Origin of the sequence: Corynebacterium sp. c25Ua_89, assembly GCF_047459735.1 — a bacterium.
Taxonomy (GTDB): Bacteria; Actinomycetota; Actinomycetes; order Mycobacteriales; family Mycobacteriaceae; genus Corynebacterium; species Corynebacterium simulans.
Genome location: NZ_JASBOD010000001.1, coordinates 376,723 through 398,801 on the forward strand (window position 1 = coordinate 376,723; position 22,079 = coordinate 398,801).

At 58.1% G+C, this 22,079-nt stretch carries 19 protein-coding genes; 14 read left to right on the forward strand and 5 right to left on the reverse strand.

What is annotated here, in order from left to right:
* Nucleotides 1-12 precede the first annotated feature (12 nt).
* From gatB to QKB66_RS01785, 3 genes are all read left to right on the forward strand, one after another.
* Nucleotides 13-1,521 (forward strand): Asp-tRNA(Asn)/Glu-tRNA(Gln) amidotransferase subunit GatB, encoded by a 1,509-nt coding sequence (gene gatB, locus QKB66_RS01775; RefSeq protein ID WP_061922090.1) that lies wholly within the window; start codon nucleotides 13-15, stop codon nucleotides 1,519-1,521.
* Between the two features lie 62 nt (nucleotides 1,522-1,583).
* Nucleotides 1,584-2,636: an NAD(P)-dependent alcohol dehydrogenase gene (locus QKB66_RS01780; RefSeq protein WP_414252555.1), complete on the forward strand. Its 1,053-nt coding sequence runs from the start codon at nucleotides 1,584-1,586 to the stop codon at nucleotides 2,634-2,636.
* A gap of 166 nt (nucleotides 2,637-2,802) precedes the next feature.
* The gene (locus tag QKB66_RS01785) at nucleotides 2,803-4,251 is read left to right on the forward strand and encodes a hypothetical protein (protein WP_248090537.1); all 1,449 of its coding nucleotides are present in this window, start codon (nucleotides 2,803-2,805) and stop codon (nucleotides 4,249-4,251) included.
* Nucleotides 4,252-4,260: 9 nt separating this feature from the next.
* On the opposite strand, the gene QKB66_RS01790 is transcribed toward QKB66_RS01785, so the two are convergent.
* Nucleotides 4,261-4,926, reverse strand: a complete 666-nt coding sequence (locus QKB66_RS01790) for a LysE/ArgO family amino acid transporter (RefSeq protein ID WP_414252556.1) — start codon at nucleotides 4,924-4,926, stop codon at nucleotides 4,261-4,263.
* Between the two features lie 70 nt (nucleotides 4,927-4,996).
* On the opposite strand from QKB66_RS01790, the gene QKB66_RS01795 reads away from it, so the two are divergent.
* Nucleotides 4,997-5,881 (forward strand): LysR family transcriptional regulator ArgP, encoded by an 885-nt coding sequence (locus QKB66_RS01795; protein ID WP_248090532.1) that lies wholly within the window; start codon nucleotides 4,997-4,999, stop codon nucleotides 5,879-5,881.
* Here QKB66_RS01795 and QKB66_RS01800 read toward each other — a convergent pair.
* The gene (locus tag QKB66_RS01800) at nucleotides 5,835-6,926 is read right to left on the reverse strand and encodes a glutathione S-transferase family protein (protein WP_414252557.1); all 1,092 of its coding nucleotides are present in this window, start codon (nucleotides 6,924-6,926) and stop codon (nucleotides 5,835-5,837) included. The genes QKB66_RS01795 and QKB66_RS01800 overlap by 47 nt on opposite strands.
* 175 nt (nucleotides 6,927-7,101) lie before the next feature.
* Here QKB66_RS01800 and QKB66_RS01805 point away from each other — a divergent pair, with 175 nt between their 5' ends.
* From QKB66_RS01805 to QKB66_RS01815, 3 genes are all read left to right on the forward strand, one after another.
* Nucleotides 7,102-8,043, forward strand: a complete 942-nt coding sequence (locus QKB66_RS01805; RefSeq protein WP_414252558.1) for a DoxX family protein — start codon at nucleotides 7,102-7,104, stop codon at nucleotides 8,041-8,043.
* A 97-nt stretch (nucleotides 8,044-8,140) separates the two neighbouring features.
* Nucleotides 8,141-8,596 carry a hypothetical protein gene (locus tag QKB66_RS01810; RefSeq protein ID WP_414252559.1) on the forward strand — a complete coding sequence of 152 codons (456 nt, stop codon included), beginning with the start codon at nucleotides 8,141-8,143 and terminating at the stop codon, nucleotides 8,594-8,596.
* Complete coding sequence (locus QKB66_RS01815) at nucleotides 8,589-8,909, forward strand: transcriptional regulator (RefSeq protein ID WP_414252560.1); 321 nt, start codon at nucleotides 8,589-8,591, stop codon at nucleotides 8,907-8,909. The genes QKB66_RS01810 and QKB66_RS01815 overlap by 8 nt, the downstream gene beginning before the upstream one ends.
* On the opposite strand, the gene QKB66_RS01820 is transcribed toward QKB66_RS01815, so the two are convergent.
* The 3 genes from QKB66_RS01820 to QKB66_RS01830 all read right to left on the reverse strand — a co-directional run bounded on the left by QKB66_RS01820 (nucleotide 8,864) and on the right by QKB66_RS01830 (nucleotide 12,654).
* Nucleotides 8,864-10,132 (reverse strand): glycosyltransferase family 87 protein, encoded by a 1,269-nt coding sequence (locus QKB66_RS01820; RefSeq protein ID WP_414252561.1) that lies wholly within the window; start codon nucleotides 10,130-10,132, stop codon nucleotides 8,864-8,866. The two genes, QKB66_RS01815 and QKB66_RS01820, sit on opposite strands and share 46 nt — an antisense overlap.
* Before the next feature lie 79 nt (nucleotides 10,133-10,211).
* The gene (gene ilvD / locus QKB66_RS01825) at nucleotides 10,212-12,065 is read right to left on the reverse strand and encodes a dihydroxy-acid dehydratase (protein WP_248090517.1); all 1,854 of its coding nucleotides are present in this window, start codon (nucleotides 12,063-12,065) and stop codon (nucleotides 10,212-10,214) included.
* Nucleotides 12,066-12,081: 16 nt separating this feature from the next.
* The gene (locus QKB66_RS01830) at nucleotides 12,082-12,654 is read right to left on the reverse strand and encodes a PH domain-containing protein (protein ID WP_248090515.1); all 573 of its coding nucleotides are present in this window, start codon (nucleotides 12,652-12,654) and stop codon (nucleotides 12,082-12,084) included.
* Nucleotides 12,655-13,069: 415 nt separating this feature from the next.
* On the opposite strand from QKB66_RS01830, the gene QKB66_RS01835 reads away from it, so the two are divergent.
* From QKB66_RS01835 to QKB66_RS01865, 7 genes are all read left to right on the forward strand, one after another.
* Nucleotides 13,070-14,863 carry an acetolactate synthase large subunit gene (locus QKB66_RS01835; protein WP_248091269.1) on the forward strand — a complete coding sequence of 598 codons (1,794 nt, stop codon included), beginning with the start codon at nucleotides 13,070-13,072 and terminating at the stop codon, nucleotides 14,861-14,863.
* Nucleotides 14,860-15,384, forward strand: coding sequence for an acetolactate synthase small subunit (gene ilvN, locus QKB66_RS01840; RefSeq protein ID WP_248090512.1), 525 nt, complete (start codon nucleotides 14,860-14,862; stop codon nucleotides 15,382-15,384). Before QKB66_RS01835 ends, ilvN begins: the two co-directional genes overlap by 4 nt.
* Nucleotides 15,385-15,475: 91 nt before the next feature.
* A complete protein-coding gene (ilvC, locus tag QKB66_RS01845; RefSeq protein WP_414252562.1) occupies nucleotides 15,476-16,489 on the forward strand; it encodes a ketol-acid reductoisomerase in 1,014 nt (337 codons plus the stop codon).
* A 98-nt stretch (nucleotides 16,490-16,587) separates the two neighbouring features.
* Nucleotides 16,588-18,381, forward strand: a complete 1,794-nt coding sequence (locus tag QKB66_RS01850) for a DUF262 domain-containing protein (RefSeq protein ID WP_414252563.1) — start codon at nucleotides 16,588-16,590, stop codon at nucleotides 18,379-18,381.
* The gene (locus tag QKB66_RS01855; protein WP_414252564.1) at nucleotides 18,329-19,285 is read left to right on the forward strand and encodes a hypothetical protein; all 957 of its coding nucleotides are present in this window, start codon (nucleotides 18,329-18,331) and stop codon (nucleotides 19,283-19,285) included. The genes QKB66_RS01850 and QKB66_RS01855 overlap by 53 nt, the downstream gene beginning before the upstream one ends.
* A 66-nt stretch (nucleotides 19,286-19,351) precedes the next feature.
* The gene (serA, locus tag QKB66_RS01860) at nucleotides 19,352-20,938 is read left to right on the forward strand and encodes a phosphoglycerate dehydrogenase (RefSeq protein WP_414252565.1); all 1,587 of its coding nucleotides are present in this window, start codon (nucleotides 19,352-19,354) and stop codon (nucleotides 20,936-20,938) included.
* Between the two features lie 87 nt (nucleotides 20,939-21,025).
* Complete coding sequence (locus QKB66_RS01865) at nucleotides 21,026-22,042, forward strand: 3-isopropylmalate dehydrogenase (RefSeq protein ID WP_414252566.1); 1,017 nt, start codon at nucleotides 21,026-21,028, stop codon at nucleotides 22,040-22,042.
* Nucleotides 22,043-22,079: the final 37 nt, after the last annotated feature.

Genomic DNA, 22,079 nt, shown 5'->3' on the forward strand with positions numbered 1-22,079 from the left:
AAGATGGCACCCATGACTGCTGCGATTTATGACCTGATGGACTACGACGAGGTCCTAGAGAAGTTCGAACCAGTAATGGGTATGGAAGTTCACGTCGAGCTCAATACCCAAACCAAGATGTTTTCCACATCGCCGACGAACTTCAACGCAGCGCCGAACTCGAACGTCGACCCAGTGTCCTTGGGCCTGCCAGGCGCACTGCCGGTAGTCAACTCTGCCGGCGTCGAGGGTGCAATCAAGATTGGTCTTGCGCTCAACTGCAAGATTGCTGAGTCTTCTCGGTTCGCGCGCAAGAACTACTTCTACCCAGACCAGCCGAAGAACTACCAGATCTCTCAGTACGACGAGCCGATCGCGTACGACGGTTACCTGGATGTCGTTCTGGAGGATGGCACCGAGTGGCGCGTTGAGATCGAGCGAGCACACATGGAGGAAGACACCGGCAAGCTGACTCACATCGGTGGCGCTACCGGCCGTATCCATGGTGCGACGAGCTCCCTGGTGGACTGTAACCGCGCCGGCATCCCGCTCATCGAGATCGTTACCAAGCCGATCATCGGCGCTGGCGAGCGCGCTCCTGAGGTTGCCAAGGCGTATGTTTCCGCTTTGCGTGAGCTGGTTGCAGCCCTCGGCGTTTCTGATGCTCGCATGGACCAGGGCTCTATGCGCGTTGACTCCAACCTCTCCCTGCGCCCGGTGGGCCAGGAGGAGTTTGGTACCCGTACCGAGACCAAGAATATTAACTCTCTGAAGTCCGTGGAGCAGGCAGTGCGCTTCGAAATGCAGCGCCAGGCCCAGGTCATCACAGATGGCGGCGAGATCGTCCAGGAGACCCGCCACTACCAGGAGGCTGACGGTTCTACCTCCAAGGGACGTCCAAAGGAGACCGCTGAGGATTACCGCTACTTCAACGACCCGGATCTGCCGCCGGTTATCGTTTCCCGCGAGTGGGTGGAAGAGATCCGCAAGACCTTGCCGGAGATGCCATGGATCCGCCGCGCTCGCATCCAGGAAGAGTGGGGCTTGAAGGATGAAGAAATGCGTGACCTCGTCAATGCTGGCGCGCTTGATCTCATTGTCGCTACCGCTGAAGCTGGCGCGAAGCCGGATGAGGCACGTTCCTGGTGGGTTTCTTACCTGGCAGGTAAGGCAAACGAGGCCGGCGTGGAGCTTAGCGCTCTCGATATCAGCCCGGAGCAGGTCGCGCGCGTTATCGCATTGATCAACGAGGGCAAGCTGACCAACAAGTTGGCGCGCCAGGCTGTCGACGGCGTGTTGGCGGGCGAGGGTGACGTTGATGAGGTCGTCGCTAAGCGCGGGCTCGAGGTTGTGCGTGACGACGGCGCGATTGAAGCTGCTGTTGACGAGGCTCTTGCCGCTAACCCGGACATCGTAGAGAAGTACAAGGCTGGCAACACGAAGGTCACCGGCGCCATCGTGGGTGCCGTCATGAAGGCCACCCGCGGCAAGGCAGACCCAGCGCAGGTTAACAAGCTGATTGCGGAGAAACTGCAGGGTTAATTGAGTTTTGGGAGCCATTTTTATTAGGCGCCGGTAATGAAAACAAGCGTAGGGTGGTTCCCATGCCAATTAAGACTAAAGCACTTCAGAAGACCTCTCCCGATGCACCGTTCAAGGTCGTGGAAATCGAGCGCCGCGACCCGCGCGAGGATGACGTAGTTATCGACATCAAGGCCGCGGGTATCTGCCACTCCGACATCCACACCATTCGTAATGAGTGGGGAGAGGCTCACTTCCCGCTGACCGTCGGCCACGAGATTGCCGGAGTTGTCTCCGCGGTGGGCGAGAACGTCACCCAGTTTAAGGTTGGTGACCGCGTCGGCGTCGGTTGCCTCGTCAACTCCTGCGGAGAGTGCGAGCAGTGCCAGGCCGGTATGGAGCAGAACTGCTTGAACGGCAACGTTGGCACCTATAACTCTAAAGACGTCGACGGAACCATCACGCAGGGTGGCTACGCGCAAAAGGTCGTTGTTAACGAGAATTTTGTTCTGCGCATTCCAGACGGACTCGACTTCGACGTTGCCGCACCGCTGCTGTGTGCAGGCATCACCACCTACTCGCCCCTGGCACGCTGGAACGTCAAGGAGGGGGATAAAGTGGCCATCGTCGGTCTCGGCGGCCTGGGCCACATGGGCGTCCAGATTGCTGCGGCAAAGGGCGCAGACGTCACCGTGCTCTCCCGTACCTCACGCAAGGCGGAGGAAGCGAAGAAGCTTGGCGCACACCGCACGCTCGCAACCTCTGAGGAAGAGGACTTCTTCAAGAACCACCGTGGTGAGTTCGATTTCATCCTCTCCACGATTTCGGCGCAGTACGATCTTGAGGGCTACCTTGGGCTGCTGAAGCCACGCGGCATTATGTCCGTGGTTGGCCTGCCTCCGGAGGCAATGTCGCTGAAGCTCAGCCGAATTGTTGGCGGCGGTAAGGTCCTTACGGGCAACAACATCGGTGGCATCGGCGAGACTCAGGAGATGCTCGACTTCTGTGCGGAGCATGGTTTGAGTGCAGTCATCGAGAAGGTGAACGTAGACGAGGTTGACGCAGCTTACGATCGCGTGGTCGAAGGTGACGTCAAGTTCCGATTCGTAATTGATACCGAATCGTTTAATAACTAAATACTTCTCGGGTTTCCACAGGTCCGGGCGCTTTTCTATCGAGCCTAGTTTTCAGGTTTTAAAGGATTGGCGCCCGGGCGTTTGTGATTTGCGGGCTATGGTTGCGTATTCTTGATCGAGGCTATCGTCTATTAAATCGTCTAATAAGTAAGGCAATCAGACACACGTGTCTACCAAAAATATTCTGTCCATTTCTTTGTCCTTCGTGGGACTGCTCGTCGGCGCCGGCTTTGCAACCGGCCAGGAAGTCGTGCAGTACTTCACGTCCTTTGGCCTATCTGGCGTGTGGGGAATCATCGTTGCTGGCATCGTAATGACGCTGGCCGGCACGGTCTTCCTGCAGTTGGGTAGCTACTTCCATGCCTCAGAGCACAACCAGGTATTCCGTGAGGTCACCCACCCAATCGTTTCCAAGTTCCTCGATGTGGCCGTTATCTTAACCTTGTTTGCGGTCGGCTTCGTGATGTTGGCAGGCGCAGGTTCCAACCTAGAGCAGCAGTTCGGCTGGCCGGCTTGGGTGGGCTCACTGCTCATGCTCGTCATGGTCATGGGTGCGGGCATGCTTGACGTCAACAAGGTCTCGCAGGTCATCGGTATGCTCACGCCAACCATCATCATCGCGGTTTTGGGAGTCGGCATCTACACGTTGATGAACATGCCCGCTGATCCGGGTGCCGCTATCGCAGCTTCTGCTGAGATCGAGTCTCCGATCTCCAACTGGTTGGTTTCAGCGCTCAACTACAACGGCCTAGCTCTGATTCTCGCGGTGTCCATGTCCCTGGTTATCGGTGGCGATAACATCAGCCCGCGCGAAGCAGGCTGGGGCGGCGTTGTCGGCGGCTCTCTCTATGCGGTCCTGATGGGAATCGCAGGCTTTACGCTGCTGATGAACACCGATATGCTCGGTGACTCTGATATTCCGATGCTGACCTTGGTTGACTCCATCCACCCAGTACTGGGCGTCATCATGGCAATTATCATTTACCTGATGATCTTCAATACCGCTATCGGCATGTTCTACGCGCTGGGTAAGCGTCTGTCCGCTGGCCATGAAGACCGTTACCGCCCGATCTTCCTGGCGGGCTGCCTGGCAGGCTTTGCGGTTTCTTTCGCCGGCTTTAAGACCTTGATGCAGTATGTTTACCCGGTTCTGGGCTATATTGGCTTCATTCTGGTGGTCATCTTGGCTGTCGCGTGGCTGCGTTCCCTGGGCCAGATCAAGGATGAGGGCATGCGCCGCGAGCGCATCCGCGCCCTGATGCACCTGAAGCTGCACCCAGATAAGGAATACGACGCTGCTCGTTACGATGACGAAATCGGCCAACACATCGTTGACTCCAACATGGAGGACGAGGCACTGTACGAGGATCTCGCGACCGAAGTCGCAGAGAGCCTGGACGGTGACGAGGAGGTCGACTTCAATAAGGACGAGTGGGAAGAAAACCGCAACGAAGCGACCTACTACACCGAGCGCGATGCAGTCGAGACTGACCGTTCTGAAGAAGAAATCAAGGCGTGGATTGAGGAAACCGGCGCTACCGGTGACCCAGAAGAGGACGAGGAGCTTCCTGCCGAATCTGGTGAGGCCAAGCCTTTCACGCCAAACAGCAAGTAAAAATACTCGCTAATGAAGAAGTAGTTTCGCTGTCAGAATCATCATCACGCAACCGATAGCGAAGTTCACATAACGCCATGTGGTGGGCTTTGCAAGCACAGGCGAAAGCTTGAATGCTCCATAGCCCAGGGTGGGGAACCACACGGCACTGGCCAGCAGCGCGCCGGCGGCAAAAAGCCAGCGCTGCTGGCCATATTGCTGTGCAATGCCGCCAAGCATGACCAATACGTCAACGTATGCCAGGGGGTTGAGCCAGGTCAGTGCCATCGCTCCCATAACGGGCTTTAGCCAGATGCGTGACTTAAGGCGGGGCGCGGTTATGACGGCAGTAGAGCCGTGGACTGGCTGTGGCTGTACCGTGGGCTGAGTGTTTTCGACGACGAGTGCCTCTTGTTCCTTCTTGAAGGCATCGCGGAAGCAGCTAAAGCCAAAGTAAAGCAGGTAGGCCGCACCTAGGTACTTCATGATGACTAGGCCGGTAGGGAACTTCTCCACGAGGACGCCCATGCCGCCGACACCGGCATTGATCAGGATGACGTCGCTAAGCAAGCAGGCGAGGATGATGGCGCCAATGTGATCGCGTTTGACACCCATCTTGATGATGTACGCATTTTGGGGGCCAATGGCGATGATCAGAGATAGGCCGAGAAGGAAGCCTGCGAGCAGAATTGACATGAGATTTAGTGTGCCTGAGCAGTGCTTTGAAGTCTAGTTAATGATTCTAAAGCTGGTTTAGAATAGCTTCATGAACCCGGTGCATTTGGAAACTTTGCTGGTGATTTTAGAAGAGGGCAGCTTTGAAGTTGCGGCCGCAGTGTTGGGAATCACCCCTTCGGCGGTTAGTCAGCGCATCAAGGCGCTTGAGCAGAAGACGGGCCGCATTCTTCTGCATCGCTCCACGCCTGTTACGGCAACCGAGGCGGGGGAGATTTTGCTGCAGTCGGCCCGGCGCATGGCGTTGTTGCAGGCGGAGACAGACGCCCGTCTGCAGGCCCGGCTGGCTCGCGTACCGCTTACCGTAGCGGTCAATTCAGATTCCTTGGCCACGTGGTTCAAGCAGGTGGTGCGCGACGTCGCCAAGCGCGGAGAGGTGGCGCTGCGCATCCGCATTGAAGATGAAGCGCGCAGCCTGGCCATGCTGCATCGCGGCGACGTGCTGGGCGCGATCACCCGTGAGCATGCGCCGGTCTCTGGCTGCGAGTCGACCTACTTGGGCTCGCTGCGCTATTTCGCGGTGGCGGCCCCGAGCCTGGCTGAAGGGTTTGAGTCATGGGAGACAATGCCGCTGGTGGGATTTGGCCCCAACGATCAGATTTTGGACGATGCGATGCGGGAGCGATTTATTGATTCGCATGTCATCCGCGCGCGGGTCTCACAGATTCCTTCTTCCGAGGGCTATCTCGACGCTGTGCGTTACGGCTTGGGGTGGGGCCTAGTCAGTGAGCTGCAGGCGCGGCCGCTTATCGACGCCGGGGAGCTTAAGGTCTTAGATGATAAGCCGATGGACATCGATCTCTACTGGCAGCGCTGGCGCCTGGAGTCAGAAATGCTCGAGCATCTCACCGAGACAGTGATTGCTGCCTCTAGTGTTTTGCGGCAAGTGCCTGCTGGAAGGGCTCAGGATTCTTAATCTCCTCGCCAGCAGGGAGTGGTCCTGGAAGCTGGGTGCCTGCAGCAAAAGGCTGACCGCCAAAGCGCTCGCGGTCATGTGGCTGCATGAGCCAGTCCATATTGGGGCCAATCGGGACAATCTTCGTGGGGTTGATCTCGGTGTGGACCATGAAATAGTGCTGCTTGATCTCGGTGAAGTCGGTGGTATCACCGAAGCCCGGAAGCTGGAAGAGCTCTTGCAGGTAGCCGCGGATGTTGGGCATTTCCGCCGTCTTCGCCCGCGAGCACTTGAAATGGGAGTAGTAGACGGGATCAAATCGGATCAGCGTGACGAAAAGGCGGATATCGGTCTCGGTGATGTGGTCTGCGACCATGTAGCGCTGGGTGCCCAAGCGCTTTTCAACCCAATCGAGCGCCTCCCAGAGGTCTGCGTATGCCTTTTCGTAGGCATCCTGGGAGCCGGCGAAACCGCAACGGTACACGCCGTTGTTGATGTTGTGGAAGATATAGTCGTTTAGCTCTTCAATTTCGGCAGCGTGCTCGTCAGGGTAAAGATTCGGCGCACCGGCGCGCTGGAATGGCGTCCACTCCTTGATGAAGTCGCGCACCATGGAAGAATAGTCATTGGTGACCACTCGCTTCGTTGACTCTTCGACGAGCGCAGGGACCGTGATTCCACGTGGGTAGTCGGGGTAGCGGTTGAAGTATGCCTCCTGAAGGCGCGCGATGCCGAGGACCGGATCTACTTCGCCCGGATCAAGGTCGAAGGTCCAGGAGCGGATGTCATGGGTGGGGCCGGCCAGGCCTAGGGAGATGGCATCCTCGAGCCCCATGAGGCGGCGGGTAATGACGGCGCGGTGTGCCCATGGGCAGGCGCGAGCGGCAATCAGGCGGTATCGTCCGGACTCTAATGGCCAGTGGAAGGTGCCGTTTTCTTGGGCGGTTACCTCGCTAACCCGGCCGGAGATCCTGTCTTCGATGTAGTTGGTATCGCGGATAAATTCGCCGTCGGGTGAGGCATTTTTAGCGTCGCCGGCCCAGTCGGCTTTTGAATTGGTGCTCATTTCGAGTGGCCCTCCAGTGGTCTGCTAAGTTTTGTATACGTGTCAACAAAGTCTATTTCTCGATGGTACATCCTTAAATGGAAGTGGCCAAGACGGCGATAAAAATCTATGGCTAGCCCGCGCCGCGCCGTGTGATGTGCAACATTTGCGCTGGGTGCTGCCCTAAGTTTGAAGTATGAGCGATAAGAACGTGCCCGATAAAGCAACGAGCTTCGAAGACGATCTCGATATCCCGACCTATAACGCAGACGCGAAGGCTGAAGAAGAGCCCACCCGGTCCCGCTTGTTCAAACGTGCCGGCCGCGCTGAGCCGCAGGAGATTAAGCCGAACGCGCAGACTGTGCCAGAGGCGGCCCTTGAGGAGGAAGAGGCTACTGAAACCCGGCAGTTTGAGACGCCGCGTGCGGAGGACCCAAAGACGGAGAAGGTGGAGAAGGTAGAAAAGGTGCCAGAGCCTGCCTACGATGACGAGGACTTTGCTACCACTGCGATGCCGGTTAGTGCGGCTGACCTCGATGAGGATGAAGAAGCGGTCGGTGAGGCTGCTGTCGAGACCAACGAAGACGAGCAGGTGCGCCGTGATGGCTACCGCGAGTATGGGCGCCGCGGAACCATTGACTTTGGTCTGCTCTTCGTGCGTATCGCGCTGAGCGCTTACTTGCTTATCGCCGGTGCAACCACCTTCTTCAAGCTCGGTGGCGGCGAGGGGCTTTCCGGCCTGGAAGCGGATTTTGCTGATTACGCTTTCGCATCCCCGCTGGCTATCGCGGTTCCGACGATGCAGCTTATCGCTGGCGCCTTCTTGCTGCTCGGCCTAGTGACTCCTTTTGCTGCAATGATTGGCCTCGTCGTTACTGGCTTTATGGCGCTGCACGAGCTGGCTTCCTCCGGCGCTGGCCTAGACATCTTCAACTGGCCGGATTCCGTCTGGCTGTCGCTGGTGCTGTTCGTTATTGCGGTGGCTCTGCAGTTTACTGGCCCGGGCTTTATCTCCTTCGACGCAAAGCGTTCTTGGGCGCGCCGCCCACTGGCTACCTCGTGGATCTTCGTGGTCATCGGTATCGCCGTGCTGGTAGCGCTGTGGTGGTTCGGCGCCGCTGTTAATCCACTGGCCTAAATCGCTCTTTAGTTTAGGAATCCGCTGGCTCGCATTGGGCTGGCGGATTTTTTAGATCCCCTTGATTTCCATAATGGAAAGTGTCATAGTTTCTTATATGGAAAACAAACAGACCTCGGATGATGTGCTCGAAGCATTGAACTTCGAAGCGCAGATAAACGAGCGGGCGAGCCGCAAACAAACTTTTCTCTATTTTCTGATTGCGATTTTTGGAGCCAGTTCGATCGTCGCGATGAATCTTCTCCCCAAAGGAGCGCCCTCGACAGCCTTTTTAGTGGTCTTTTGGGTTGTAATATGCGCCATTGCGATTGTTGTGGAGCGTAAAAAGAAGACGCGCCCCGCTCTGCGCCAAGATCCCTTTAACCAGCCCAAGGCGGACAAGCGCTATTGGTTGGGCATGTTCATTATGCTAAGCCCGATTCTTTTCAACCCGTTTATTAAGGGCAATGTCGTTGCGGTGGTCGTTGTGGCCGCGGTCTGGGCGTGCGGAGCCTTTTGGGCACTGCAAAGCGATGCGCTTGATCTGCAGAAGCGAGCAGTGGGCAATGCCTGAGCTTAACCCCGTTATTCACCCGATTAACCGCTTCAAGATTTGCGCCACGCTCAATGCTTATGGCGCGGCGGATGCCACGATGCGCATCGAGATGCGCTTTTCCTCGCTGCGTGATGAGACGGGGCTTTCCGACGCCACGCTGTCCAAGCAGTTGAATACGCTAGAGGAGGCAGGGTTGGTCAGCCGCTTTAGAGAATATGGTTCCTCGCGGTCGAAGGACACCGTGTGGGTGATGCTGACTACCGAAGGCCGCGAGGCCTTTGCAAATCATTTGGCGGCTCTGCGCGAGATGGCAGGCGAGGCCGCAACGTAGCGCAGGCAGTAGGCAAAGAGTGCTACGGCCATGAAGGTGAGCCAGACGAAGTCGTCGATCAAGAACTTCTGATAGTAGGGCTGGCTGTGAACGTCGATGGAATCGCCGAACCACCACTTCGGTGGGACGGATACAACCATGGCGATCCACGCCGTCATTACCGCGAGGAGAAAGCCCGCAACCCAGGTGTGGTTGCGCCAAGTCCATGCGCGGTAGGTAAAGACCGGGACGATAAGCGCCAGCCAGACCCAGTGGTGTGACCACGAGACGGGGGAAATCAGCAGCATGACGAGGGCGGTGACCAACTGGGCGTCGACAAGCATGTTGCGTTTTATAAGCGCCAGGATAAGGCGTGCGCCAATCACAACCACCGCGAGGGAGCCGACCAACCAGATGAGGTTGATCAGGGTGCTGTTGTTTTCCATTGCCTCCGTGGAGGTATAAAGGCGCTGGACCACCGCCTTGAGCGAGCTATTGGACTGATAATCCGTGGCCACGCCGAAATCCGCGCCAGAGCCCATGTCGAGCAGCTTGGAGGTGAAAAACTCCTCGAAGGCCTGCCAGCGTACTGCGCCGGCGATGAGGGTGGCCGCGGTTGCTGTGCCGATCGCAACGAAGATCGGCTTCAGTTCTTTGCGCAGCAAGAAATAAAGGAGCATCGCCAGCGGAGTAATCTTGATGGCGGCAGCCAAGCCGATGAGGATGCCCTGCGGCAGAAAACGCTTGCGCGGTACCAGATCGAGGACGACCAATGCCATCACCACGATGTTGACCTGGGCAAAGCCATTGTTGAGGCGAATCGGCTCAAAGGCCAGGGTAGCCGCCCAACACAGCGCAACGACGGGAAGTAACAGGTCTTGACGCTTTAAAATCGCGCGGAATACAAAATAGAGGCAGACCAGAAGCAGCAGGTCTGACAGGATGTTCATGATGTCGCCGGCTAGATCGTGGGTGATCCAGTCGGGCGCAGTAAGCGGGACCATCGCGAGCGCGCCGAAAGGTGGGTAGATAAAAGGCAGCGCAATGTCACCGGCCATCATTGGCTCGGAGTAGAGCGAACGTCCCTCGATGTATGCCTTGACGCCTTCGCGGTAGATCACCATGTCGATGGGGAAGTCGGTCATACGCGTGTGCTTGACCATTCCAATGGTTCCGGCAATTAGTCCGAAGAGGGTCAGCGCCCATTTGGCCGCCGATGCAGTCGTAGTATTCGCGGATTTCATCGGAATCAACAATAGGACACTTTCGCCCATGCGCTGCGTAGGACGTGGCGCATGGGCGAAGTTAGTGTGATGATTTGGGCTAATTCACGTGTCCATCGACCACGCGGACTGCGCCGCGGTCGGCCGAGGTGGCCATCGCCGCGTAGGCGCGCAGTGCCTTGGTGACGGGGCGATTGCGGGAGATAGGCGTCCAGGGCTTTTCGCGGGACAGCTGCGCTTGGCGACGGCGCTCAATTTCTGCCTCATCAATGTCCAGGGTGAGCTTGCGCGCGTGGATGTCGATGGAAATCTGATCGCCATCTTCGACCAAGCCGATGAGTCCACCGTGCGCGGCCTCCGGGGAGATGTGTCCGATGGAGAGTCCGGAGGTGCCGCCAGAAAAACGACCGTCGGTAATCAGCGCGCATGCCTTGCCGAGACCCGAGCCCTTGAGGAAGGACGTCGGGTGCAGCATCTCCTGCATGCCGGGGCCACCGGAGGGGCCTTCGTAGCGGATGACGATGACATCGCCAGCCTTGATCTCGCGGCGCAGGATGATAGAGACGGCTTCTTCTTGGGACTCCACCACGCGGGCCGGGCCGGAGAACTTCCACAGTTCTTCCTCGACACCCGCTGCCTTAACGATGGCGCCATTCGGAGCGAGGTTGCCGCGCAGGACCACGAGGCCACCGTCGGAGGAGTAAGCGTGCTCTGCATCATGGATGCAGCCATTGGCTTGGTCGGTATCCAGCGACTCCCAGCGGTTGGATTGGGAGAAAGGTTCGGTGGTGCGCACGCCACCCGGTGCGGCGTAGAAGAGCTCGCGGGCCTTGTCCAGAGCCTTGTCGTTACGGATGTCCCAGTCGTCCAACCACTGTTCAGCGTTGTCGTAGAGCGCGGTGTGCACCTTCAGGCTGAGGTGGCCAGCGCGACGCAGCTCACCAAGGATGGCGGGGATGCCGCCGGCACGGTGGACGTCCTCGATGTGGTAGGTGCCGTTGGGCGCCACCTTTGATAGGCACGGTACGCGGTAGGAGATCTCGTTGATGTCCTCCAAAGTGAAGTCCACCTCGCCCTCCTGCGCTGCGGCCAAGGTGTGGAGGATGGTGTTGGTGGACCCGCCCATCGCCATGTCCAATGCCATGGCGTTGCTGAAGGCTTCCTTCGTTGCGATGGCGCGCGGCAGTACGGAATCGTCCTCTTCACCGTAGTAACGGCGACACATGTCGACGATGGTGGTGCCTGCCTTTGTGAAAAGCTCTTTGCGCGCGGTGTGGGTTGCCAGAGTGGTGCCATTTCCGGGCAGCGCTAGACCTAAAGCCTCGGTAAGGCAATTCATCGAGTTGGCGGTGAACATGCCAGAGCATGAGCCACACGTCGGGCACGCGGATTCCTCGATGGTGCGTAGGTCGGAGTCTGAAACTGCCTCGGATGCCGAGGCGGTGATGGCGGTAATGAGATCCGTCGGTGCGTGCGCAATGCCATCGACGACGACTGCTTTGCCTGCCTCCATGGGGCCACCGGAGACGAAGATGGTGGGGATATTGAGACGAAGCGCGGCATTGAGCATGCCCGGGGTGATTTTGTCGCAATTGGAGATGCACACCAAGGCGTCGGCAGTATGTGCGTTGGCCATGTACTCGATGGAATCGGAGATGATCTCGCGCGAAGGTAGGGAGTAGAGCATGCCTCCGTGGCCCATGGCGATGCCGTCATCGACCGCGATCGTGTTGAATTCCTTGGGCACGCCACCAGCGGCGCGGATTGCATCCGCTACGATATCGCCGACATTTTTAAGGTGGACGTGCCCGGGCACAAACTGTGTATAGGAGTTTGCGATCGCCACGATGGGTTTGCCGAACTCATGTTCTTGGGTGCCGGTTGCGCGCCAGAGCGCTCTGGCGCCAGAGGCTTGCCTGCCTACGGTTGTAACTTTAGAGCGCAGCGGATACATGGGGAGTGGGTCATCCTTACTTCTTAGTGCGACCAGCGTCTTTCCTGAGCTCCGGGTGCTTTGCTAGATGGCGGGCGTACTCTTCTTTGCTCATCAAGACTTGTTGGCCGTCGCGGTGGACCACCACGACTTTCTCGTCGGCCGCCTCGCGCCCGGCAGTCAGGGCGTCGGGAATGCGGCCACGCGAGGCCTTAGAGAGCTCAGGTAGAGAATTGAAGGTGATGCCGGGAAGGGAGTACTGCTTACCCGACTTCGTGCGCGCAAAGGCGTGTGCACGCTGGAAGCCGATACCAGAGAACTCTTCCCAAGGGATGGTCTTGGAGCCTTTGAACGCGTAGCTAATGGCGATGCCTTTTTCGCTCACGCGGGTGCGAGACTTGAGAACCCACCAGATTCCGAGGATGGGGATGATGAGCAGCCATCCCAGGTATTTTGGGGCCCAACCGATGCTGAGCAAAGCGATGGCGGAGAGGAAGATAATTCCTAAGATGTGGTCGCGGGCGGGTGTGAATACCTTTGCCTGGGCGTGGGTGGCCTGGGCGTCCGCGGTAGATGCGGAGTCAGCTTTCCGTGGGTGAGATGGCGTCATAGCTGCCTATGCTAATTCACACAGACAGTGCTGTGTAAACCGCCTCACCAAGACAATCCCATTTTATGGGAAGCGCATCCCAAAAATGGGGGTATTCGCCAAATTTTTGATACCTGTATGTGTATAGTAATTGCCATGATCATTATTCGACTTCAGCTAGTAGTACCGGCGCGGCGTTTGCCGCATCGAGTCGCCGAGCAACTTCTTTAGCGACGTCGAAAAGCAAACGCCCTCGTCAACTAGCTACCAGGTAGTTGGAACGGGGGCTTTTGTTATTTCTGGTCAGCTTGAAAGCCTCGTCGCCGCACCCTGGGCGCCGAAAGCTTAAGGACTCCTCGCCACCCATTGGGGAGAAAACGCAAAGTAGATACCGAGACCAAGTAAAAGGAGCGCTTTAGAAGTGGCGACTACAAAAATGCCGACACCGGCAACGGTAGCTTCTGCAATGCAGGGGAAGCCGGAAACGCTAAGTGGCGCTGAGGCCATTGTTCGGACCCTAGAGGATCTTGGTACTGAGATCGTTTTTGGTATCCCAGGCGGCGCAGTTCTGCCACTCTACGATGCGCTGAACCGCTCTGCGAAGCTGCGGCACGTGCTCACGCGTCATGAACAGGGCGCGGGTCATGCCGCTGAGGGATATGCACAAGCTTCAGGGAAGGTGGGCGTCATGATTGCAACGTCTGGCCCTGGGGCGACTAACTTGGTGACGCCGCTTGCCGACGCCAACCTTGACTCCGTGCCGGTGGTGGCCATTACGGGGCAGGTGGGCACTGGGCTCCTTGGCACCGACGCCTTTCAGGAAGCGGATATCAGGGGCGTGACGATGCCGATTACCAAGCACAACTTCATCGTCACCGATCCGCAGGAGATCCCCACTGCCATTGCTGCGGCCTTTCATTTGGCGTCCACAGGCCGGCCTGGTCCGGTGCTGGTTGATATCCCTAAGGACGTGCAAAATGCGCGGGTGGCGTACAAGTTTCCGCCGGAAATTGATCTGCCAGGATACAAGCCCAACATCATTCCACACCCGCGGCAGATTGCGCAGGCCGCCCAGCTGATTGCTTCGGCGAAGGCGCCGGTGCTGTACGTCGGCGGTGGTGTAATCAAGGCCAATGCTGCGCAGGAGCTAAGGGAGTTTGCGGAGCTTACTGGTATCCCCGTGGTTACTACCCTCATGGCCTTGGGAGCATTCCCGTCTACGCACCCGCAATTTTTCGGTATGCCCGGTATGCACGGAACTGTATCTGCGGTTGCCGCCCTGCAACGAGCGGATCTTCTGATAGCGGTCGGTGCGCGCTTTGATGATCGAGTTACGGGAGAAGTGGCAACCTTTGCTCCGCGTGCGCAGGTGATCCACGCTGATATTGATCCAGCCGAAATAGGCAAGATTCGTGCGGCCGAGGTGCCCATCGTTGGCGATGCCAAAGAGGTGCTGATCCAGTTGCGGAAGGCTTTCGTTCGGGACGATCAATTGGCCGTGCCCGAGATTGGGGAGTGGATGAGTTATCTGGCGGGGCTGCGCGAGCAATTCCCGCGTGGCTACGAGCCGACCCCGGATGGGTTGATGAATCCGCAATATGTGATTGAGCGACTCAGCGAACTTGTTGGGCCTGAAGCCATTTACTGCTCGGGAGTTGGTCAGCATCAGATGTGGTCGGCTCAGTTTATTGACTTTGAGCATCCACGTACGTGGCTGAATTCTGGTGGCGCGGGAACGATGGGCTATTCCGTCCCCGCGGCGCTGGGGGCAAAGGCTGCCTGTCCAGATAAAGAGGTGTGGGCAATTGATGGTGATGGATGCTTTCAGATGACCAACCAGGAATTGGTCACTGCCGCCATCGAGGGGCTGCCATTTAAGGTGGCCGTCATCAACAACGGCAACCTGGGTATGGTGCGCCAATGGCAGACCCTTTTCTATGACCGGAATTACTCGCACACCAAGCTGCGCGAGCCTGACGAGTATCTGCCGGACTTTGTCCAACTGGCCAAGGCTCTTGGATGCGAAGCGATTCGGGTGACCACTCCGGAAGAGGTGGCACCTGCCATACGCAGGGCGCGGGAGATAACTGACCGACCGGTGGTTATCGACTTCATCGTGGGGCACGATGCACAAGTGTGGCCCATGATTGGCGGTGGCGCTTCCAATGAACAAATTGAATACGCGCGGGGTCTGCGCCCATTGTTTGAGAAAGCCGGGGAAGAAAAGTGAGTCAGGTAGCAACGAATGAAGTTACTCGCCATACCCTGTCGGTATTGGTCCAGGACATTGAGGGAATAGTCTCGCGCGTGACCGGTATGTTCACGAGGCGCGGCTACAGCTTAGTTTCCCTCGTCTCGGCGCGCACCGAAGTGGAGGGGATTAACCGGCTTACCATCGTGGTCGATGCCTGCGACGTCGTTATCGAGCAGGTGACCAAGCAGCTGAATAAGATCGTGCCGGTTCTCAAGGTGGTGGAGCTGGAAGAAGAGGCAAGCATCGCCCGCGCGATCATGCTGGTGAAGGTCAATGCTGACAACACGAACCGCCCGCAGGTTGTGGATGCAGTGAATATTTTTAGGGCCCGCATAGTCGACGTCGCGCAAGAGTCAGTTGTCATCGAGGCAACCGGTACGCCGGGTAAGCTACGAGCATTGCTCGACGTCTTGGAGCCGTTCGGTATCCGGGAACTAGCGCAGTCTGGCCACGTGGCGCTGGGGCGTGGGCCTAAGACGCTGGCCCCCTCCAAATAAGAATCTCACAACACGAACATTCAATCTCACAGTGTGGTACAAGTGGACTTAGGTTCCACACCCACCATTGACACAGTAAGGAATTAAAGAAATGGCAATCGAGACTTTTTACGAAGCCGACGCTGACCTGTCCATTATCCAGAATCGAAAAGTTGCCGTCATTGGTTATGGCTCTCAAGGCCATGCGCATGCGCAGAACCTGCGCGACTCCGGCGTGGAGGTTGTTATCGGCCTGCGCGAGGAGTCCGCATCCCGAGTGCAGGCGGAAGAAGCTGGCTTCCAGGTCATGAGCAACGCTGAGGCTGCTAGGTGGGCCGACATCGTCATGCTGCTTGCTCCGGATACCTCGCAAGCGCAGATTTTTGCCGAGGATATTGCACCCAACCTGGAGCCTGGCAACGCGATCTTCTTCGGTCACGGACTCAATATTCACTTCGGTCTCATCAAGCCGGATGAGTCCATCACGGTCGGCATGGTTGCGCCGAAGGGGCCGGGCCATCTGGTGCGCCGCCAGTTTATCGACGGCAAGGGCGTGCCTTGCTTGACTGCAACCCAGCAGGATCCGCGTGGGGAAGGCCGCGATCTGACGCTTTCCTACGCTGCAGCTATTGGCGGTGCTCGTGCCGGCGTCATTCCAACGACGTTTAAGGCCGAGACCGAAACCGATCTCTTCGGCGAGCAGGCGGTTCTTTGTGGCTCCCTCGAGCAGTTAATCATGTATGGCTTCGAGACGTTGACCGAGGCGGGCTACGAGCCGGAAATGGCTTATTTTGAAGTCCTGCACGAGATCAAGCTCATCGTGGACCTCATTTACGAAGGCGGCCTGAGCGCCATGAATCACTCCATTTCTGATACGGCTGAGTTTGGCGGTTACCTGGCGGGTCCTCGCATCATCGACGCTTCCGTGAAGGCGCGCATGAAGGGTGTGCTGACTGACATTCAGAACGGCACCTTTGTGCGACGCTTGGTCGCGAACGTTGAAGGTGGCAACAAGGAACTGGAAGATATGCGTGCCAAGGTTGCCCAGCACCCGGTGGAGGAGACCGGCACGAAGCTGCGTGAGCTCATGAGCTGGGTGCAGACGCCGGCGCAGAGCGGGTTCTAGAACGCCATCGGTGTGGCTTTGATGTCTGAATGATTGCGAATATGTGAGATATATTTCTGGACGGGCAATGCCGTGTGAGCGAGGGTACTGTCGAAGTTATGGGTTTTACGACGCCAAGCTACGACCTCAACGACCTCTTCGCACGCATTGACCGCGGCGATATTCAGCTTCCTGACTTTCAGCGCTCATATTCCTGGGACGAGGATCGCATCCGTTCCCTCATCGTCACGGTGTTGCGTGGATATCCCATAGGCGCGCTCATGGCGCTGGATACGCGCAACGAACCCATGCGCTTCCAGCCCCGGGCGCTTGCGGGCGCTCCCGATACCGGCGTCAACCCGGGACTTTTATTGTTGGATGGTCAACAGCGTCTGACCACGCTCTATCATTGCTTCCGCGGCAACGGCTCGGTTGCCACTACCGACTTCCGTTCGAAGAAGGTCACCCGCACCTTCTATCTGGACTTGCGCAAGGCCATCTCGCATGAAGTTATGCCGGATGAAGCGGTCTTCGCCGTCGATGAGCGCGGTGAGGTTTGCTCCCACTTTGCGCCGGCTATCGATGGCACCATCGTGGACCGTGAATCTGCGCTAGGTGCTTGCTGTATTCCGGTATCGGCGTTGCTGAGCGAAGAGGGCACCAGCATGCTCTTCGAGCTGGCTGCAGTCGGCGACGGCGTCAACCGGGAGGTTGTCGCGGCCTTTAACAACCGCATCCTGCGTCCGCTTTCTGGCTATAACGTTCCGATGATTCGTCTTTCCCGCGAGACTGCGCAGGCGGGCATCGGCTCAATCTTTGCGCAGGCAAACTCCGCTGGCCTACAGATGGACGTATTCGATTTGCTCACCGCAGTCTTTGCCTCTGAGGATCCAAAGTTCCATTTGGCGGATGATTGGGCGCTGGTCGAGGCCGATCTGCGCAAGTGCGCGGCGCTTGACGGAATCGGGCGCACAGAGTTCCTTTCTGCGGTCTCGCTATATGTTTCCGGGCAGAAGGGAGCAGCCGGCGGGCAGCGTGAGGATATCCTGCAGCTGTCACTGGACGAGTATAAGAATGCCTCGGCGACATTGCGGATCACCTTCCGCGAGGTCGCAGAGTTCTTGGCGGATCGCTGCATCTTGAGCCTGGAGCAGGTGCCTTATAACGAGCAGATCATTCCGTTGGCCGTAATTCTGGCTCGCTTGGCCGGTCGTCGTGGCGTCTTGGCGGATAAGAAGTCCTGGGACCGTTTAAACCGTTGGTTCTGGAGTGGCGTATTTGGTGAGCTTTATGGCTCTTCAGCAGTTATGCTGCGCGCGGCACGCGACGTCGACGAGGTCACCGCCTGGGTTGCTGGCGATACCGAGGAGATGCCGAAGACCGTGAAAGATGCTTCCTTCCGCGAGTCCCGCCTGCTTTCGGTGGGCGAGCACGACGGAGTTTGGCATGGTCTCTATGCACTGCTCATGGCTCGCGGTGCACGCGATTGGCGCACGGGTACCGAATTTAGCCGCAAGACTTTCGAGGAGCTGAAGCCGGGCTTTTATCCGGTCTTCCCGCTGAACTGGTGCAAGCGCCATGGCATCAGTGACGTTCTTGCCAACTCCGTTTTGAACCGCACGCCGATGGGCAAGCGCACCGAGGTGGTTCTGGATGGCTATGCGCCGGAGCGCTACCTGCCGCGTGTACAGTCCAAGTCGATAATGGAAGATGCCGAGTTCGACGCCGTACTTTCCTCGCACGAGCTCAACATCGACCTTTTCCGTTCGACCAAGGCCGAGCAATTCTTCGTGGATCGACGTGAACGCTTCGTCGGCATCGTTGAATATGCGCTCGACAAGGAGGTAATCCGCGACGTTGATGAAGCCAACCTCTCTGGCGGTGAGGAAGGCCCGCGAGCTTTTGGGCGTTAAGAAGGTCCTCGCGGCGTCGTTAACCGCGCTTATGCTTCCCACGCTTTATGCATGCTCTGACATCGGGCGTGGGGAAAAGCTTGTCACGCCTGCGTTGGCGGGAATGGCTGAAGAGGACATCGATCTAACCCGCGCTCATGCGGAGAACACGAACCGGCTCATCGACCCGAAGTTCGTCGATAAAGTGACGGTGGTCCAGGACGAATGGGGCATCGAATCAGCGCGGCTTTTCTTTAATAAGTCGCATACCTTGTTCGTGGCGGAAAATTCCGACGCGGCAAAACTGCGCGCGGCATCAATTGCTATCGCGCAACGTGCGCCGATGGTGGTCTACGACGATTCCAACCGCAGTGAGATTCTGCGCTTGGTCGATGACATCGGTGCGGGCCTCGTGGTTACGGTGGGAGGTGTTCCCTTCGCCGATACTTTCCATCCGGGCCATGAGCACGAACATCAATTTGTTCATGACCCGGGAAACACTAAGGCGCTGGGAGAATACACAGCCTATTCATTTACCTCGAAGGTGATCGCGGATCCTGCACGCATGGTCGAGGAAGTAGCGAGGCTGGATGCAAACGACCGCTTCGAGCTGAAGGCGGCATGGCAGCCGCTGCCGCAGGAGATAACCCACGAGAAGATGCCGGCTATTCCTGGCCAGACCCGCAGGGACGGGCAGATGGCGCCGAACATCGTTGCCACGGTGCAGACTCCGCTGGTCAATGTTGCCAACGCCAACGCATATGGCGGAACCATTCTGATGATGCCGGACCCAGATCCCACGGCAACCAAGGTGGGCGCGGCCATGGTTATCGGTCTCGAAAACGGGCCGGTAGTGGCCCTCGGCCCCGAATTCGGTCAACCGAAAGAATTTAGCGAGAAAATCGCTCAAGGCTGGCAGGGATAAACTACACTTCCTTGCAACGTATGCACGGTGCATGCGTTTGCCCAACACAGCCTAACTAAGGAAGTCATGTCGAAGCCGGTCGTATTAATCGCCGATAAGCTTGCCCAGTCCACCGTTGCAGCATTGGGAGATGGGGTGGAAGTCCGCTGGGTCGATGGGCCAAACCGCGCCGAGCTGCTCGCTGCGGTGCCGGAAGCGGATGCCTTGCTCGTGCGTTCCGCCACGCAAGTCGACGCCGAGGTGCTCGCCGCAGCTCGGCGCCTCAAGATTGTCGGGCGTGCGGGCGTGGGGCTCGACAACGTTGATATCCCTGCTGCCACCGACCGTGGCGTCATGGTGGTCAACGCGCCAACCAGCAATATTCACAGCGCCTGCGAGCAGGCGATTGCCCTGCTGCTTGCTACCGCCCGGCAAATTCCTTTAGCCGATAAGTCCTTGCGCGACGGCGAATGGAAGCGCTCCTCGTTCAAGGGTGTGGAGATCTATGGCAAGACCGTCGGGATCGTCGGCTTTGGCCACATTGGCCAACTGTTTGCCCAGCGCTTGAAGGCTTTTGAAACCACCATCATCGCCCATGATCCTTATGCCAATCCAGCGCGTGCTGCCGCTTTGGGAGTCGAGCTCGTGGAGCTTGAGGAGCTTATGGCGCGCGCTGACTTCGTGACCATTCACTTGCCTAAGACGAAAGAGACCGCGGGGATGTTCGACGCGGAGCTGCTTGCTAAGGCGAAGGAGGGCCAAATCCTTATCAACGCCGCACGCGGCGGCTTGGTAGATGAGGCTGCGCTGGCGGAATCCATTAAGGCGGGCAGGCATAGGGGAGCAGGATTCGATGTCTTCGAAACCGAGCCGTGCACTGATTCGCCATTATTTCAGCTGCCGCAGGTGACCGCTTCGCCGCACCTAGGCGCCTCGACGGTGGAAGCGCAAGACCGGGCGGGTACGGATGTGGCGGCCTCTGTTCTAAAGGCGCTCTCCGGCGAATTCGTTGCCGATGCAGTTAACGTGTCTGCGGGACACGTGGGCGAGGAAGTGGCCGGTTGGCTGGATCTCGCACGAAAGCTGGGGCTTGCCGCAGGAAAGTTGCTGGGCCAGGCACCGGTTGCCATCGAGGTAGAGGCGCGCGGCGAACTCGCTAACGAGGACGTCTCGGCGCTGGGCCTTTCGGCTGTGCGCGGCTTGTTCAGTGGCGTCGTCGACGAGCCTGTGACCTTTGTTAACGCCATGCAGATTGCACATGCGCGCGGTGTCGACGTGGACGTGCGGACCCAGGCTGAATCGAAGGGGCAGCGTTCCTCACTCGTGGTGATGGTGATTGGCGCGGATGGCTCGACCTCCCAGCTGACTGGCGCCATCACGGGCATCGACGGCGTGGAGAAGATCATCCGCATCAACGCTCGTGGCGTCGACATGCGGGCGACGGGCCGCAACCTCTTCTTTAGCTACGATGATGCCCCCGGTGCGCTCGGCACGGTGGGCACCAAGCTGGGGGCCGCCGGGATCAACATCGTGGCGGCTGCACTGACGCAGGGCAAGACGCCAAGCGACGCCGTTCTCATTCTCCGCGTCGAGCAAGAGGTGCCAGACGAGATGGTTGAAGACATTAAGGCGGCTCTCGGTGCGGAGTGCGTGCAGCTGGATCTCGACGCTTAAAGAGGGAGGTGGAAATTCGAGAAATAGCGTTGAAGGGTCTGCTAACCTGATTCTCATAGCCATTATGTGAGAAAGGAATTCCGCATCATGAAACTGGCGGTTATTGGTGGAGACGGCATCGGGCCAGAGGTCACTGCGGAAGCGCTCAAGGTGTTGCGTGCCGTGCGTGACGATATCGAGGTGACCGAATTTGACCTCGGTAGCTGCCGTTACCTGCGCAATGGCGAGCTTCTCACTGCTGCCGACCTTGAGTCGCTGCGTGAGCATGATGCGATTTTGCTCGGTGCCATCGGCGCGCCCGATAAGGTTGCGCCCGGCATCTTGGAGCGGGGCCTGCTGTTAAAGCTGCGCTTCGAGCTTGACCATCACGTCAATCTGCGCCCTGCCAAGCTCCATCCCACGGCAACCTCGCCTTTGGCAAACCCGGGAGAGATTGACTTCGTGGTGGTCCGCGAGGGTACCGAAGGTCTCTATTGCGGCAACGGTGGAACTTTGCGGGAAGGCACCAAATATGAGGTGGCTTCGGAGGTTTCCCAAAACACCCGCTTTGGTGTCGAGCGCGTTGTGCGTGACGCATTCGAGCGGGCGGCGAGCCGCCGTAAGCATTTGACTCTGGTGCACAAGACCAACGTCTTGGTCAACGCGGGTGGGCTGTGGCAGCGCACCGTCGACGAGCTATCCGCGGAGTATCCCGAAGTAACCGTGGATTATCAGCACATCGATGCTGCGACCATTTTTATGGTGACGGATCCTTCGCGCTTTGACGTCATTGTTACCGATAACCTCTTCGGCGATATCCTCACAGATTTGGCCGGTGCCATCACGGGCGGTATCGGGCTCGCAGCCTCTGGAAACATCGACGCCTCAGGCGTGAATCCTTCCATGTTTGAGCCGGTGCATGGCTCGGCGCCGGACATTGCGGGTAAGGGGGTCGCCGACCCGACTGCGGCCATTTTGTCCGCGGCGATGCTCCTGCGGCATCTCGGAGACGATGTAAACGCGGTGCGGATTGAAGCCGCTGTGGAAGACGACGTCGCCAAGCGAGGCAATGAAACGATCCATACCGCAGAAGTCGGCGACAGGATTGCGGCCGCGCTAGCCTAAGCTCGGGTGTGAAAAGAATTCACACGCACCCTTAGCT

Excerpts from the sequence above, each read along its gene's own strand:
- gatB (WP_061922090.1), top strand. The coding sequence starts at position 13 with ATGACTGCTGCGATTTATGACCTGATGGACTACGACGAGGTCCTAGAG.
- QKB66_RS01780 (WP_414252555.1), top strand. The coding sequence starts at position 1,584 with ATGCCAATTAAGACTAAAGCACTTCAGAAGACCTCTCCCGATGCACCG.
- QKB66_RS01790 (WP_414252556.1), bottom strand. The coding sequence starts at position 4,926 with ATGTCAATTCTGCTCGCAGGCTTCCTTCTCGGCCTATCTCTGATCATC.
- QKB66_RS01795 (WP_248090532.1), top strand. The coding sequence starts at position 4,997 with ATGAACCCGGTGCATTTGGAAACTTTGCTGGTGATTTTAGAAGAGGGC.
- QKB66_RS01800 (WP_414252557.1), bottom strand. The coding sequence starts at position 6,926 with ATGAGCACCAATTCAAAAGCCGACTGGGCCGGCGACGCTAAAAATGCC.
- QKB66_RS01805 (WP_414252558.1), top strand. The coding sequence starts at position 7,102 with ATGAGCGATAAGAACGTGCCCGATAAAGCAACGAGCTTCGAAGACGAT.
- QKB66_RS01810 (WP_414252559.1), top strand. The coding sequence starts at position 8,141 with ATGGAAAACAAACAGACCTCGGATGATGTGCTCGAAGCATTGAACTTC.
- QKB66_RS01815 (WP_414252560.1), top strand. The coding sequence starts at position 8,589 with ATGCCTGAGCTTAACCCCGTTATTCACCCGATTAACCGCTTCAAGATT.
- QKB66_RS01820 (WP_414252561.1), bottom strand. The coding sequence starts at position 10,132 with ATGAAATCCGCGAATACTACGACTGCATCGGCGGCCAAATGGGCGCTG.
- ilvD (WP_248090517.1), bottom strand. The coding sequence starts at position 12,065 with ATGTATCCGCTGCGCTCTAAAGTTACAACCGTAGGCAGGCAAGCCTCT.
- QKB66_RS01830 (WP_248090515.1), bottom strand. The coding sequence starts at position 12,654 with ATGACGCCATCTCACCCACGGAAAGCTGACTCCGCATCTACCGCGGAC.
- QKB66_RS01835 (WP_248091269.1), top strand. The coding sequence starts at position 13,070 with ATGCCGACACCGGCAACGGTAGCTTCTGCAATGCAGGGGAAGCCGGAA.
- ilvC (WP_414252562.1), top strand. The coding sequence starts at position 15,476 with ATGGCAATCGAGACTTTTTACGAAGCCGACGCTGACCTGTCCATTATC.
- QKB66_RS01850 (WP_414252563.1), top strand. The coding sequence starts at position 16,588 with ATGGGTTTTACGACGCCAAGCTACGACCTCAACGACCTCTTCGCACGC.
- QKB66_RS01855 (WP_414252564.1), top strand. The coding sequence starts at position 18,329 with ATGAAGCCAACCTCTCTGGCGGTGAGGAAGGCCCGCGAGCTTTTGGGC.
- serA (WP_414252565.1), top strand. The coding sequence starts at position 19,352 with ATGTCGAAGCCGGTCGTATTAATCGCCGATAAGCTTGCCCAGTCCACC.
- QKB66_RS01865 (WP_414252566.1), top strand. The coding sequence starts at position 21,026 with ATGAAACTGGCGGTTATTGGTGGAGACGGCATCGGGCCAGAGGTCACT.